The organism is Nocardia sp. NPDC004711, from assembly GCF_053601595.1.
The window spans coordinates 1-14,421 of the sequence record NZ_JBSGCB010000105.1 but is presented as its reverse complement, the minus strand read 5'-3'; the positions used below and the strand labels follow the sequence as shown (position 1 = coordinate 14,421).

Annotated in this window: 9 protein-coding genes and 2 pseudogenes; 5 read left to right on the top strand and 6 right to left on the bottom strand. The window is 64.2% G+C overall.

Annotation, left to right across the window (positions count from 1 at the left end; genetic code table 11):
* Window positions 1-346: 346 nt before the first annotated feature.
* Window positions 347-638 (top strand): annotated as a pseudogene (locus ACWEKS_RS46715) (transposase); the annotation flags it as partial.
* A 67-nt stretch (window positions 639-705) separates the two neighbouring features.
* On the opposite strand, the gene ACWEKS_RS46710 reads toward ACWEKS_RS46715, so the two are convergent.
* Window positions 706-1,932: an IS110 family transposase gene (locus ACWEKS_RS46710; RefSeq protein WP_452346132.1), complete on the bottom strand. Its 1,227-nt coding sequence runs from the start codon at window positions 1,930-1,932 to the stop codon at window positions 706-708.
* On the opposite strand from ACWEKS_RS46710, the gene ACWEKS_RS46705 reads away from it, so the two are divergent.
* The gene (locus ACWEKS_RS46705) at window positions 1,897-2,607 is read left to right on the top strand and encodes a transposase (RefSeq protein ID WP_452346135.1); all 711 of its coding nucleotides are present in this window, start codon (window positions 1,897-1,899) and stop codon (window positions 2,605-2,607) included. The two genes, ACWEKS_RS46710 and ACWEKS_RS46705, sit on opposite strands and share 36 nt — an antisense overlap.
* Window positions 2,608-2,649: 42 nt before the next feature.
* Here ACWEKS_RS46705 and ACWEKS_RS46700 read toward each other — a convergent pair whose 3' ends face one another.
* The 3 genes and pseudogenes from ACWEKS_RS46700 to ACWEKS_RS46690 all read right to left on the bottom strand — a co-directional run.
* Complete coding sequence (locus ACWEKS_RS46700; protein ID WP_452346134.1) at window positions 2,650-4,833, bottom strand: thiamine pyrophosphate-dependent enzyme; 2,184 nt, start codon at window positions 4,831-4,833, stop codon at window positions 2,650-2,652.
* Window positions 4,834-5,283: 450 nt separating this feature from the next.
* The gene (locus ACWEKS_RS46695) at window positions 5,284-6,234 is read right to left on the bottom strand and encodes a threonine ammonia-lyase (RefSeq protein WP_452346131.1); all 951 of its coding nucleotides are present in this window, start codon (window positions 6,232-6,234) and stop codon (window positions 5,284-5,286) included.
* A gap of 984 nt (window positions 6,235-7,218) precedes the next feature.
* Window positions 7,219-7,455, bottom strand: a pseudogene (locus ACWEKS_RS46690) (IS1634 family transposase); the annotation flags it as partial.
* A 1,470-nt stretch (window positions 7,456-8,925) separates the two neighbouring features.
* Between ACWEKS_RS46690 and ACWEKS_RS46685 the strand changes: the two are divergent.
* Entirely contained in the window at window positions 8,926-10,269 is a 1,344-nt protein-coding gene (locus ACWEKS_RS46685; RefSeq protein ID WP_452346130.1) for an MFS transporter, read from the top strand.
* Window positions 10,270-10,479: 210 nt separating this feature from the next.
* Window positions 10,480-11,376 (top strand): IS5 family transposase, encoded by an 897-nt coding sequence (locus tag ACWEKS_RS46680; protein WP_452346133.1) that lies wholly within the window; start codon window positions 10,480-10,482, stop codon window positions 11,374-11,376.
* Here the strand turns inward: ACWEKS_RS46680 and ACWEKS_RS46675 are convergent.
* Entirely contained in the window at window positions 11,373-12,473 is a 1,101-nt protein-coding gene (locus ACWEKS_RS46675; RefSeq protein ID WP_452346129.1) for an IS630 family transposase, read from the bottom strand. The genes ACWEKS_RS46680 and ACWEKS_RS46675 overlap by 4 nt on opposite strands.
* A gap of 59 nt (window positions 12,474-12,532) precedes the next feature.
* Window positions 12,533-12,877, bottom strand: coding sequence for a hypothetical protein (locus ACWEKS_RS46670; protein WP_452346128.1), 345 nt, complete (start codon window positions 12,875-12,877; stop codon window positions 12,533-12,535).
* Between the two features lie 111 nt (window positions 12,878-12,988).
* Here ACWEKS_RS46670 and ACWEKS_RS46665 point away from each other — a divergent pair, with 111 nt between their 5' ends.
* Window positions 12,989-14,152 (top strand): IS630 family transposase, encoded by a 1,164-nt coding sequence (locus tag ACWEKS_RS46665; protein WP_452346127.1) that lies wholly within the window; start codon window positions 12,989-12,991, stop codon window positions 14,150-14,152.
* Window positions 14,153-14,421 lie beyond the last annotated feature (269 nt).

Genomic DNA, 14,421 nt, shown 5'->3' with positions numbered 1-14,421 from the left:
CCGGAGTCCTCGCCCGCACCAGGATCCGCTCGCCCTCATCGACAACATCCTCGACCACCAGTGGCCATATCCCTGAAAAGCCCACGGCTGCAGGCACATTCACCTCACGCACCCGAACATCGTGCCGTCACCGACGCGCAGTCACCACCGCAAGAGGGACAGAGCCGTTGTTTCCAGTGTCAGCATCATTAGGTCGGCCGGGTTGCTCTGCCGTTGAGTTCCCGCCTTCGTGGCTGTTGTAAATACTGCGCCCGGCCGACACCGGGGACCGGCCGCCATGCCTTAGAGCTCCTAACAGGTTCGGTAGGTTGGCGTTGTGTTCTGTTGCAGTGCAGGATGTTTCGGTGTGGCAGCGCCTTGGATCGTGGATGACGAGTTGTGGGCGGCAATTCGAACCGCTACTGCCGGTGAAACCGGCCGGGACACCGGGACCGCCGCAGATGGACAACCGGCTCGTGTTGCAAGGAATTCTGTTCGTGCTGATCACCGGGATCGGATGGGAAGACCTGCCCCAGCAACTGGGGTTCGGGTCCGGGATGACCTGTTGGCGCAGGTTGCGGGACTGGCAGGCCGCCGGTGTGTTCGATCAGATACATCAAGTGGTGCTGGCCCGCTGCCACGCCGCCAGGTTGATCGACGTCGACCCCCGGTCATGGTCGACGGCTCGCATGTGCGGGCGAAAAAGACATCCCAGGGCCTGGGTTGTCAAGTAGCAGCGGCCGGGTCGCCGGTGTGTGGAGACCAGGCGGTGGTTTCGTTGTAGGAGGTGCGGGTCTTGAGGCAGCCGTGGAGGATGCCCACGAGCCGGTTGGCGAGCTGGCGTAGCGCGGCGCGGTGTTCCAGGCCGCGGGCGCGATGCCGGTCGTAGTAGGCGCGGGCGCCGGGTGAGGCGGTCAGGGCGCAGAACGCCTGCTGGGCCAGGGAATCGATGAGCCGGTCGTTGTGCACGAATCGGGCGGCGACGATCTTCTTCTTGCCGGAAGCGCGGGTGATCGGGCTGGTGCCGGCGTAGTTCTTGCGGGCCTTGGCCGAGGCGTAGCGGCCGCGGGCGTCTCCGAATTCGGCGAGCACCCGGGCACCGAGAATGATGCCCATCCCGGGCTGGGACAGGACGATCTCAGCGTCCGGGTGTCGGCCAAAATGCGCCTCCACCTGCCCTGCCAGCTCGGTGATCTGCTCGCGGAGGGCGATCAGGATGTGGATCGAGGCCCGTGTGGTGGCCGCGTAGGCGGCATCGATCACCGCATCGCGGCGCAGATGCTCGGCCCGCAATGCTGCCTGGATTCTGGCGGCTTTGGTATCGACGTCACGGCGACGGGCCCGGGTGAGTGCGGCCCGGATCTGCTTGAGCGACAGCCGCGCTGCCGCAACGGGTTCGGGCGCTTTGGCCAGCAGTTCCAGCGCATCGGATGCGGTGAGGTCGTCGAAGGCCTCCAGCGCCGCAGGGAAGTACTCGCGCAACGAGTGCCGCAGCCGCTGGGTGGTGCGGGTGCGTTCCCAGATCAGCGTCTTGTGCGCTCGGGCAACGACTTTCACCGCCTCAGCCTGCGGGCTGTCCGCAGCCACTCGTCGCAACTGATGCGAGTCGGTGCGCACCATGTCGGCCAGCACGTGCGCATCGGCTGGATCGCTCTTGGCGCCGGAGACCGCGTGCCGATCGCGATAACGGGCAGCCTGCGACGGGTTGACCGCGAACACCGAGTAACCGGCGGCGACCAGGGCCGCGACCCAGGGACCTCGATCGGTCTCGATGCCGATCACCACCGAATCAGCCTCGGAGCCGGTGTCGAGATGTTCGCCGATCAGGGCGTGTAATCGGGTGATTCCCTCGACACCCTCGGGCAGCCGGGCTCTGGCCAGCTTCTTGCCTGCCGGGCTCATCAACTCCACATCGTGATGGTTTTCGGCCCAGTCGTCTCCTACGAACAGCAACAGCGATCCTCCTGCCTACCAACCTCTTTCGATATCGGTAGCGTTCAGGAGAACACCCGGCGACCTAATGAAAAGTGCTCACGCCCGAGGCGGGCACGACATCCCAGCAGCGATCCGTTCTCCCGGTCGACCGGCGGGGGCACGATCTTTTTTCAGGATTCGAAGTCCCGGGGGCGAAGAGTGCTCACCCGCCAGCCGCTACCGGTAGCGAGTCTGCCGTACTGGTGGACCCGCTACATATCATTAGGGGGCGCCGCAACAGGTCCGAGCCCGGTCGACCGCGCCAAGACCGGTTCCAAGCACCACATCCTGACCTGCAGCAACGGGTTCCCGCTCGCGGTGGCGTTGTCGGGCGCCGATGTCAACGACCATCTGCTGTTGCCCACGCTGCTCGACCGGGTCCGACCCCTGCGTGGGCGTGCGGGCCGGCCCAGACATCGGATAACCACCTTGATCGCGGACAAGGGCTACGACTACCCCAGTGTGTATTCCCCAACTGCGGCAACGACGTATCACCGGCTACATCGCGCGCCGCGGCACCCGCGACAGGGTCACCACCGGCCGCTGGATCGTCGAACAATCCTTCGCCCTGTACCGGGTACCGGCGGCTGGCCATCCGATGGGAACGACGCACCGACATCCACCACGGGTTCCTCGACCTCGCTGCAGCCCTGATCTGCTGGCGACGACTCAGCAACCGAACCCGATTAGGAGCTCTTAGCGGTTCACCTGGGTGAGTTTGATCGCGGCGGCTTCGATGGTGTCTTCGGTCAGCAGTACTTCGAGGGCGGCGTCGCCGAGCGGAATGAAGCTGTCCTCGCTGGCAACGCGGGCCATCGGCCCGGTGAAACCTTCGTCGACCAGTGCGGCGAGCACGCCTTCGGCGACTCCACCGGAGCGCCGGGTCTCGTCGACGACGAGGACGCGCCCGGTGGCGCGGGCTTCCCGGAGGATGTCGGCCCGGGGCAGTGGGGCGAGCCAGCGCAGGTCGACCACCCGGATACCGACGTTGGCGCGTTCGAGGCGGCGGGCGACGCGTAGGCTCATGTGCAGGCCGTTGGCGTAGGTGACGACGGTCAGGTCGGTGCCGTCACCGTAGGTGCGGGCACGGCCGATCGGCACCCGATTCGCGGACCACTTCGCAGGGTTCGGATACGGTGCCAGCCACTGTTTGTCGCCGTCCTCGTGCAGGTCTCTGGTGTGATAGAGCGCGATCGGTTCGAGGTATACGCACAGTGCACCTGCGGAACGTGCGGCGGCGGCACAGGTGTGCAGCATCGCGGCTGCGTCGTCCGGACGCGCCGGCGAGGCGATGACAACGCCGGGGATGTCGCGCAGCGCGGCGATCGCGTTGTCGTTGTGGAAGTGCCCGCCGAAGCCCTTCTGGTAGCCGTAACCGGCAATACGGACGATCATTGGGTTGCGGTACTGGCGGTCGGAGAAGAACTGGAGGGTCGCGCCCTCGCCACGGATCTGGTCGGCGGCATTGTGCAGGTAGGCCAGGTACTGGATTTCCGCGATCGGGAGCAGTCCGGAGATTCCACCGCCGAGAGCGAGACCGAGGATGGCCTGTTCGTCGAGGAGCGTATCGATGACCCGGGCCGAGCCTACCTTCTTCCTCAACCCGCGGGTGACACCATACACCCCGCCCTTGCGAGCGACGTCCTCGCCGAAGACCATCGCCTCAGGGTAATCGGTGAGGACGTCGAGCAGGGCCCGGTTGATCGCAAGAGCCAGGGTGAGCGGGCCCTCGTGCTCGGGTAGTGGTGTCCCGACGATCTGGGCGCGGCGGTCCGGACACAGGTTGCGGGGTTCGGCGGCGACCGCCTCAGTGAGGGTGTCGGCGAGGGGGCGCATCACCGCGCGGGCGCTGCCGAGTTGCGGCAGCTCGCCGACGTCCTTGGCGAGCCTGAGCACCTCGGCGCGTTTGTTCTCGTAGTGGTCGAGGACCTCAGTGGGACTTAGGTGCCCCTCGTTGATGAGCAGTGCCGCGGTGCACAGCACGGGATCGCGGTCGTAGTCTGCGGTGATCTCTACGGGGGTGCGGTAGGCGGCCTCGTAGTCCGAACCGGCGTGTCCCATCAGCCGCACGGTGCTCAGATGCAGAAAGGCGGGACGACGGTGGGTGCGAACGTAGTCGGCGGCATGGCGTGCGGCGGTAAAGGTCTGGCTGATGTCGGTGCCGTCGGCGACGACGTACTCGAGTCCGTCGCGGTGGGCGAAGTTCCGGTTGATCCACCCGGTCGGTGTCGTGGTGCTGATGCCGATGCCGTTGTCCTCGCACACGAACAGCACTGGCATAGGGACACCTTGGTAGGCGGTGTGCAGGGCGGTGTTGATTGCGCCGACGGCGGTGGAGTGGTTGGCGGAGGCGTCGCCGAAACTGCACACCGTGATTGCGTCGTCCGGCCACGGTGACCGTACGCCGAGCTTGGCAGCGCGGGCGATGGAGAATGCTACTCCGACCGCGCGCGGCAGGTGAGACGCGATGGTGGACGTCTGCGGGATGATGTTCAGGTCTCGGCGGCCGAAGACCTTGTGGCGGCCCCCGGAAATGGGGTCGTCGGTGGCGGCGACGATCCCGAGCAACACGTCCCGCAGCGGGTCACTGGCCGGCACCTGCCGGGCACGTTCGACGAAGAATCCACCCGAACGATAATGCAGCAGAGCCGGATCGGTGGGGCGCAGGGCCGCGGCGACGGCGGCGTTCGCTTCGTGTCCGGACGAGCCGATCGTGTAGAAACTCTTTCCCTGTTCACGCAGGTAGCGGGCGGCGAGGTCGAGGTGCCGACTACCGATCTGGGAGTCGAACAGGTCCAGTACTTCGCGGACGGACAGGTCAGCGCCAGCCGTGACGGGCCGCTCGCGGTCCCGCGCGCCAGGACGGGTGCGATCGGCCATCGCGCTGACCGTGGCGGTGAAATGGGTGTCGATCGGTTCAGCCATGTTTCCGGCTCCTGGTCGGCAGAGTATCAAGGCTCAAGCCCCGGTAGTGGTACAGCGAGAAGATTGAGATATGCCCGCCGTGCGATCGACGCGCACTGACATCGCGTCGCCCCACTGCGAGCTCTGGTTTGGTGGCCAAGAGCGGGGGTTTCAGGCTATGGCCCGAGAAATAATGGATGCAATAGAGGCCGAGCGCCATGGTCGTCTCATCGGTTTGGAGCGGCTCGTCGCCGATCCCACACTCCTCCAAAGATGACCGAGCAGAGTCCATTCCCGTGTGCTTATTGCCGCTCCTCCGGACGAGGGTCAATCCATCGTGGTCAAGCGATGCGATGCCTTCGGCGTATTCGATCGGATGGTCGCGTCGGAGCCAGTAGGTTTTTCTTCCGCGGTCGCCAACAACACTCAGTCGGCGTGTGTAAGGTCATGCTGCTCGTGCAGCCAACCCGGTGCCCGTGTCCTGTCGATATTCGCGCCACACAACACAGTGCCTACTGAACGGCCTGCCCATCGTGCTGGCTCGGCCAAGATTGCGGCGATACCGGCGACGCCAGCCGGCTCCACTACCAGCCCAAAGTGTTTGTGCACCAAATGCATTGCTGCGATGAGGTTGTCATCATCAACATCCGCAACCGCGTCAACAGTGCCATCCATCGTGTCGAGCGCATACGGAACCGGGACCCGCACCGCAATCCCATCAGCGATGGTATCTGCAGTCGCCGTTTCGATGACCTTCCGCTCTCGCCATGACAGGGCCATCGACGGTGCCCCTTTCGCACCGACCGCGACGACATCAGTTTTCGGAGAAGCGTGTTTGACCCACGCCCCGACGCCAGTCGCCAGCGCACCATTACCCAGAGACACGATCACGGAATCGAGAAGTCCACCCGTCCACTGCTGCAGCATCTCCAGTCCGATAGTGCCAGCGCCCTCTGCAATCGCCGGCTCGTTTCCATCGATAACCAGGTATGCGTCGGTCTCTGCGGCGAACGCAACCGCCGCCAACTTCGCCGCGTCAAAATCACCCCCCTCGAGGACCACGGTCGCCCCGAGCCGACGCATGGCATCCACCTTGTCCGGGTTCGCGGTCGTGGCCGCGTACACCGTCAATTTGCGTCCGGCTGCCGTCGCCGCGTACGCGAGTCCCTGGCCGAAGTTGCCCGCCGACGCGGTTACGAGCGTGTCAACGTCGTCTGCCAATGCCGTCCGAATAAAGAAGCTTGTTCCCCGGCCCTTGAACGAGCGGATCGGATTTAGCGTCTCGACCTTGGCCGCCAATCGGCACCCCAATATGTCGTTCAAGACCTCATTCGATACGAGCGGCGAGTTCAGAAAGATCGGATCAATGACGCGCATAGCTGCTTCCACGCGTTCCCAAGATGGACGTGGACGAGTGTCTGAGAGCATGGACACAACCATAACATCCATGCACGGGATAATTTCACGTATGAACCTACTTCACGCGAATATTCTTGCGTGCCGAGCGAGAGTCTCGCAAATCAATCTTGCCGATGATCATGTCGCTGCGACTAAACACTTTGCATGGGACTGCCAACTCGCCCACGCACACGCGGTGCGTCTCCGTTCTCTGGCAGGCAACACTGTGCGTACGACCGGTTCTGCGCCCTCAGGCACTCCTGCGGCTGTCCTGCACTGGCAAGCTGACGGAGCCAGGGACGTGCGGAACGTTCTGGCCTCTGACTCCATTACTGCGGCCCGTCGTATCCGCTGCTGGTGGCCCGTCGGGGAAGGTTGATGTTGTACCCGCCCTCCGGCCTCCGGGGTGGCGGTTTCTTCATCACCGCCGCCGGTGGCGGTGCGGCCAGTGGCAGTGCGGCCGGCACCCCGGTCCGGATGTGTTCGTTAGGCAGGTGACGCCCGAGGACAGCTGCGAGCTGGCTCAGATCGCGCAGTGCAGCAAGCAGCCGATCCGGGTCTGGAGAGCGTGGCGGTGATGGCGTCGAGGCAGCACCAGCCGGTCGCGATGATCGCGAAGTTGATATGGGTCGACAAGCTACTCAAGCGGCCCCTGTAACAGATTTGGCATGGGTTGTGCGCGGATCTTTCTGAGCACCAGCTGGCATGTCTGTGGCCAGACGATCCGCCGAACCTTTGTTACAACTGGTCGATCTTCGGTGGTGCCGTGCGCTGACACGCAACAGCGAACCAGGCACCCGATGCGTCGACGCCGACACAAGGTCGAGGAGTGCGGAATTCCGGTCTCATCGTCTAAATGGACCCGAGGTGGTCGAACTATGGTGTCGAACGATGCGATTTAGAGAAAGGGCGGGCTCCGACCTGAGTTGCATAAGTTTAGTGACCCACTTCGCCCCGCCGATGTCAGGGGTCGGGGACGTGCAGGGCGGTGAGGATGTCGGGGGCCTCTCGGTGGATCGGTTCGGCCGCGAGGTGGGGGCGTACCCGGCGATCAAGACGGTGATCTACTGTAGTGGCCGCAGGGGCCAAATGAGCCGTTGAATGCTGACACCGGTGGTTTCTTGGAGGTACTAGGCGGCGGCGAGGGCAGTGAACACGATCGTCAGGTAGGTGTGCCTCGATCGCGTCGCGGGTGGGGTGGCGTGTGGTGCAACGGATCAGTGGCGTTGGCGAGGTGTTGCGGTGCGCCGGTGGTGTAGGCGATGAGCCGCCGACGCGGGCGGTGTCAGAAATCGATGTCGGCCTCACCTGGCGGAATCTCGGTTTCGGTGTCATCGCCGACGAGGCGTTCTTCCAGCTGGTACTGGCACGACTGCCGACGGTGATCGCCTCGATCAGCCAGCGCGCATGTTTGCCGGTGATCCGCGCCGACCCGGGGTCGACGCCGCCGATGCCCAGGTCCAGCATCTGCTGGCCGGCCAGCAGTTTGGCGCGGGCGGTCTCGACCAACGCGGCGTCGGTATAAGCGGACCCCACGTGTTCGATGATCTTGTTGTGGCGCCCGTCTTTCTCCGCGATCTGCACCGCCGCCGCCCTGAACGTGGTCCTCACCTTGCGAATGAACGCCACGACCGGCGGTCCTACCGACCCGTTAGTGACCCACATCAACAAGCGGTACCCCCGTGACCTGCAACGATCACCCACCGATCACTCATAATCCGATTCAGTTGTGCAACTCAAGTCGGGGAATTGTCGTCCCGAACGAACGCACCTTCTTGACCATCCGGGCACGGCCACCGCCCGCCCGCACACCCTACAGCGCCTGACCCACACCGATCCCTGCGTACGGATCGATTAATCTCCGCGTCCGCACCTCTCCGTCGACCGCTGCAGCAGGCGTGCGCTCACAACGGGCTGCCAGAGTCAGATGAATCTGCTCCACGGGCTCAAGGGCAACACGCCAGGGCGCCGAGCAGGCCCAGTCCATAACGACTTTCAGTGATGACTTGGCGGAAGTGCGGATCACAGGGTCGACGGGACACATGTCGTGAAGTCGCACCGCCCGATGCCGACGGGCTGCCGACATGAGCTTCCTCGGCGCTCGCCACCTTGTTCGGAGGGAACAGCGTGGCATCCCGCCCGCCCGGCGGTCGAAGGCGGCCTCGAGACGCCCGGTACACCATTGGCAACGTGGTCGGTAGTGACCCACACAGGAATAGCCGTCGCGTAAACTGCTCGATAAACGCGATGAAATACTCGAATTAGGTAGAATTTGGCAACGAAATCCCGAGTTAGTGCGTTACGCTCGATGCGTGCAAGATTCGACCACGCCCATACCCCCGACGCCCGGAAAGCGGTTGACTTACTGCTGGCGGGCGTCGGGGGTATGGTACCGAGATCGGATGCACCGAGTGGGTCGGCGGCGCTCCGCTCGACGGCAGCATTCAGGCCCAGTCTGGTAAGTCAACAGGGCTGACCCAACAAGCCTATAAGGATTCGATCGGCGGGACCCGTGTGCTATTGCGGCACCGTAGCAACAATGCTGCACAAACGGTGCAGCCACGGGAGGCAGAGGCCCAGCTCCTCATGATCTGACCGCCGCCCGAAATTGACGACTCAGGACACTAAGAGATCAAAATTGTCCGGTCCTGCTTTAACAAGGAGCACAGCATGAAAGACGGCAATGGCGCTGCATCGGGAAGGGTACTTCTAGCTGGCGCAATCGGAAACTTCGTCGAGTGGTTCGATTTCTCGCTGTACGGCTACCTCGCGACTACGATTGCTGTTCTATTCTTCCCGAAGGAAGACCCTACTGCAGCTCTGCTGGCCACCTTTGCAATTTTTGGTGCTGGCCTTATTGTCCGCCCGTTGGGAGGCATCGCATTCGGTTATCTGGGTGACCGAATCGGCCGGCGCCCGACACTTGTCCTTTCGGTGACGTTGATGAGTGCAGCGACAGTAGCAGTGGGTCTACTGCCTGGTTACGCTCAGATCGGCATTGCGGCACCGGTATTGCTGTTCCTGTGCCGGTTGGTACAGGGTTTTTCCGCAGGTGGTGAGTTCTCCGGCGCGACTATCTTTCTTGTCGAGCATGCACGCCCGGGCCATCGTGGTCGATACGCATCGTACTCCTCGATACCAGCAGCCATCGGGCCGATGTGCGCCGCGCTGGTGGTGGTGGCTACGAATGCGATGATGAGTCGGGAACAGTTGGAATCATGGGGGTGGCGGGTGCCATTCCTTTTGGCGGCGCCACTCGCGTTGATCGGGCTGTATTTGCGGCTGCGAGTAGAAGAGTCGCCGGTATTCTCCGCTATCCGGACCGAGGGACGCGTCGAATCCGCACCAATCATGCGGGCGCTGAAGGCCGCAAAGAAACCAATGCTAATCATGGTTGGCTATGCCATGGCCAACGCAGTCGCGTCTTATCTCTTGTTTGGGTTTCTTGTGTCCTTCCTAACCTCGACCGAAAAGTTTAGCAACAGCAAAGCGTTGGCCGTGGGGATGGTAGTCTATTCTATTGTGGCAGTGGGCGCGTTCGTAGCCGGACGGATCATTGATGCAGTGGGACACAAACGCACTGCAGTTGCCTCCGCACTCTGCGTGGGTGCTTGGGCTGTCCCGGCATTCGTTCTAGTTGGGCACAGCTCGTTGCTGGGAGTTTTCCTCATCTTCGGGCTGTTCGGCGTCCTGTTCGGCGGCATGAGCGTGTCGACAACCCTGGCTCTCGTGGTGTTGTTCCCAGCACGCATCCGGACCACAGCAAGCGGGATTTCGTATCAGATCGCCTACGCCGTGTTTGGCGGGAGTGCACCGTACCTGGCGACCTGGCTCGTTGCACGGGGCCACCTTGCCGCCCCCGGTTATTACCTCGCCAGTCTGTGCGCCGTCTCGATGGTGGTGGCCGCCCTCGGTTTCAGCAACCGTTCACAAGTCGACCCCGGGTACGACGCGACGGACACTCTCGGCGAGACTGCTGCACCGGACCGGACTGAGGTTTCTCACCGCCCCTAGGTTCTGTGTCGAAGTGAGTTGAGGGGTGGCGCCGCTGCGTGGTGCCACCCCTCAACTCGTTTGATGAAACCTGTTGTCTGCGTTGGTGTATGGGTGAGGTCTCGGGTAGGTGGTTTAACGACCAAGAAAAGCCGGAGTTCTACCGGAGACCTCGTGACCAGCGTAGCGGTGGCGGGGCGAGCGGACCTGACCGATGCCCAATAGGCGGGGCTGGAACCGCTGCTGCCCCGCAACAAGAAGGCGGGACGCCCGCCGCAGTCGAGCAAACGGCAGCTCATCGACGGGATCCGGTTGCGGACCCGGGTCGGGTGTCCCTGGCGTGATATCCCGCCGCAATACGGGTCGTGGTCAGCGGTCTATGGGTCGTATCGCCGCTGGCAGCGTGACGGTAGCTGGCTGATGATCGTGAAGTTGTTGCAGGCGTTCGCCGATTGCGGCGGCCGGATCCGAGGGCAGGTGAGCGTGGACTCGACGATCATGCGTGCCCACCCGCACGCTGCCGGCGCTCGCCGCGACGGTGGCGGGCAGGCCGAACCACCCGGCGGCTGCGGTGACCCCGAGCCCGCCGACCATGGTTTGGGCTGGTCGCGGCGCGGCTGGAGCACGAAGTTGCATCTGGCATGCGAGCAGGGCTGCCGGGTGCTGGCGATGCTCGTCACCGCTGGTCAGGCTGGCGACAGCCCTCACTTTGCGGCAGTGCTCGATGCGATCGATGTCGCCAAGACCACCGGTGGCCGATCACGGGTCCGGCCCGACCGCGTGTTGGCCGACAAGGCGTATTCCAGCCGCGCCAACCGAGACTGGCTGCGCCGCAGCCACATCAAGGCCACGATCCCGGTCCCGGCCGATCAGGCCGCGCACCGCCGAAACCGTGGCCGCGGTGGCGGTCGTCCACCAGCGTTCGATCCGGTGCTCTACCGCGACCGCAAACGCGGTCGAACGGGGCATCAACCAGCTCAAACAGAATCGGGCCGTCGCCACCAGGTACGACAAGCTCGCCGTCCGCTACCTGGCTACGATCCATATCGCCGCAATCAACCAATGGATACGACACGGGTGGGGGCGGCCCGAACGGGCCGCCCCCACCCACTTCGCCACAGAACCTAGTGTTCCGCGCCTGAAATTCGTTGCAGATATCGTGCGAGGGAGTCGAGGATCTCCTCGGCTGTCTTGCGCCAGACGAATGGGCGAGGGTTGGTGTTCCACTGATCGACCCAGTTGCGGACGTCTTTCTCCAGTGCCGCAACGCTTTTGTGGACGCCGCGGCGCAGGAGTTGTTGGGTGAGGAAGGCGAACCAGCGTTCGACCTGGTTGAGCCACGACGATCCGGTCGGGGTGAAGTGCACGTGGAAACGCGGGTGGCTGGCGAGCCATTGCTGGACCTGCGGGGTCTTGTGGGTGGCGTAGTTGTCGCACACCACGTGCACATCCAGTTCGGCGGGCACGGCCTTGTCGATGCTGGTCAGGAATTTCTTGAACTCGGTCGCGCGGTGGCGGCGGTGCAGTTCGCCGATCACGGTGCCGTCGGCGATGTTGAACGCGGCGAACAGGCTGGTGGTGCCGTGGCGGGCGTAGTCGTGGGTGCGGCGCTCGGGCATGCCCGGCATCATCGGCAGCACCGGCTGCGACCGGTCCAGAGCTTGAATCTGGGACTTCTCGTCCACACACAGCACGACCGCTCGTTCGGGCGGATTATGGTACAGGCCAACAACATCCACGACCTTCTCCACGAACAACGGGTCGGTGGAGATCTTGAACCCGTCACTGAGATGTGGTTTCAGCTCGAACCGCCGCCAGATCCGCCCCACCGTCGATTTCGACAGCCCTGTCCGCTCGGCCATCGACGACCGCGACCAATGTGTGGCATCGGAGGGGACCTGTTCCAGGGTCATCTCCACCACTTGCTGCACCTGATCCAGCAGGATCGACGGCGGCCGACCGGGTCTGGGTTCATCGGCCAGGCCCGTCAACCCGTACTCGATGAAACGGCCCCGCCACTTACGCACCGTCATCGCCGACACGCCCACCTCGCCCGCCACGTGCGTGTTGAACGCGCCCGGCTCGGCGCAGGCCAGCACGATCCGGCACCCCAACGCATACGCCTGCGTCGAGGTCGCCGCCCGCGCACCCCGCACCAACTCCCGACGCTGCGCCTCGCTCACCACCAAATCCGGACCCGACCTCGGCCTCCCAGTCCTCACCACCGCCGAATCCTACAATTAGCCAACGGATTTCAGGCGCGGAACACTAGTGGGTGCGCCCGTTAGTTCGTCGGGGGTTGCCAGGCGGTGGGGTCGTTGAGGTAGAGGCCGCAGGCGCAGTCGAGGGTTTCGGCTGGTGTGCCGGAGGGGCGGCCGTTGGGCAGGATGGCGTCTTCGTAGCCTTCTCGGCTGGCGAGGTAGATGGCGAATCCCCAGGTTGTGGCGTATCCGGTGTAGCGCAGCCGCATCAGCGGCAGCCTGGTGCCGTCGGCGAGTTCCCCGGCGACGTAGGCGAAGGCGCCATGGTAGCGGACGTGGACTGCGGTCAGTTGCGGCCAGCGTTGCGCGGCATGGGCGGCCAGTCGTTGCCGCAGTGAGGTCTTGGTTGATTCCGGCGGTGCGGCCATGGACCTCACCCTGCCACGGTGGGCCTGCGGCGTGGCTACTCGGCTCGGCGTGACCAGCCCGGCACAGTGTCGGGGGTATGTAATCATGTTGAGAGACAAGGGAATATCGTTGTGCCGCCGCGCAGCCCGTATGTTGTCGTTGTGACCGCTGCGCAGCGGTCGGTATTGGAAGCGATCACCCGCCGGTCCTCGGCGCAGTATCGAAGGGTGCTGCGGGCACGGATCGTGCTCGCAGCCGCGGATGGGGAATCGAACACTGATATCGCCTGTGCCCTCGGCATCAACGCCGACACCGCCAGAAAATGGCGGAAACGATTCTGCAGCAAAGGAATCGATGGATTGACCGATCTACCTCGCAGTGGCCGGCCACGAACATTCACCGCCGAGCAGGTCGCCGAGGTCAAAGCCCTGGCTTGCGAAATACCGGCCCGGACCGGGCTGCCACTGACCCGGTGGAGCTGCCCTGAGCTGGCCCGGGAGATAACCGCACGCGGGGTCACCGATCAGATCTCGGCATCGACTGTGCGGCGGATCCTGTCCACCGATGCGATCAAACCCTGGCAACACCGCTCATGGATCTTCCCCCGCGACCCGTACTTCGCGCTCGAGGCCGTCCGGGCACTGGACTTGTATTCCCGCGCCTGGGAGGACGAACCACTCGGCGACGACGACTACGTGCTCAGCGCTGATGAGAAACCCGGTGTCCAGGCACGTCGCCGCGTCCGCCGCAGCCTCCATCCCGCTGCCCGGCGGCCGATGCGGGTCGAGTCCGAATACCAGCGTGGCGGCACTCTGGCCTATTTCGCCGCCTATGACGTGCACCGCGCCCACGTCATCGGCCGCTGCGAGCCGACCACCGGTATCGAACCCTTCGGTCGGCTCACCGCGCAGGTCATGACCACCGAACCCTACGCCAGCGCACGGCGCGTGTTCTGGATCGTCGACAACGGCGCCTCCCACCGCAACCGGGCCGCGGCGAAACGACTCAACCACGCCTACCCCAACGCGCACATGGTGCACCTACCGGTGCACGCCTCCTGGCTGAACCAAGTCGAGGTCTACTTCTCTGTCGTGCAACGAAAAGCGCTGTGTCCCGACGATTTCGCCGACCTCGACGCCGTCACCAACCGGCTACTCGCCTTCCCCGACCACTACAACGCCACCGCCCGACCATTCGACTCGACCTTCACCCGCGACGACCTCAACGACCTGCTACACCGGCCCGGCCGCCACGACCTGGCCACTCTCGCACTGGCCGGCCTACAACCGGGCTGACCAGCGCCAACCCGACCCAACAAGCAGCGAAAGAATCATTCACCGGGCCCGTGGAACCCGGCAGCCACCCGCTGAACGGGCCACCCGAGTTCGCCCACACGCTGCCGATCAGCAGCGAAAACTCAATCCGAAACCGATCACGCCCGGCCGACGGCCAGGCGAAAGATCGAGGCTAAACATCTGTAGGAGCATCAAAGACCACCCGACGGCTCGCTTCGCATCGTCGGGGGCTTCGCAGTGGCTGGTCACCACTGATTCGGTCCAGCCCG

Coding starts and splice junctions, on each gene's coding strand:
- ACWEKS_RS46685 (WP_452346130.1), top strand. CDS start 8,926: ATGAAAGACGGCAATGGCGCTGCATCGGGAAGGGTACTTCTAGCTGGC.
- ACWEKS_RS46700 (WP_452346134.1), bottom strand. CDS start 4,833: ATGGCCGATCGCACCCGTCCTGGCGCGCGGGACCGCGAGCGGCCCGTC.
- ACWEKS_RS46705 (WP_452346135.1), top strand. CDS start 1,897: ATGGTTTTCGGCCCAGTCGTCTCCTACGAACAGCAACAGCGATCCTCC.
- ACWEKS_RS46695 (WP_452346131.1), bottom strand. CDS start 6,234: ATGCGCGTCATTGATCCGATCTTTCTGAACTCGCCGCTCGTATCGAAT.
- ACWEKS_RS46670 (WP_452346128.1), bottom strand. CDS start 12,877: ATGGCCGCACCGCCGGAATCAACCAAGACCTCACTGCGGCAACGACTG.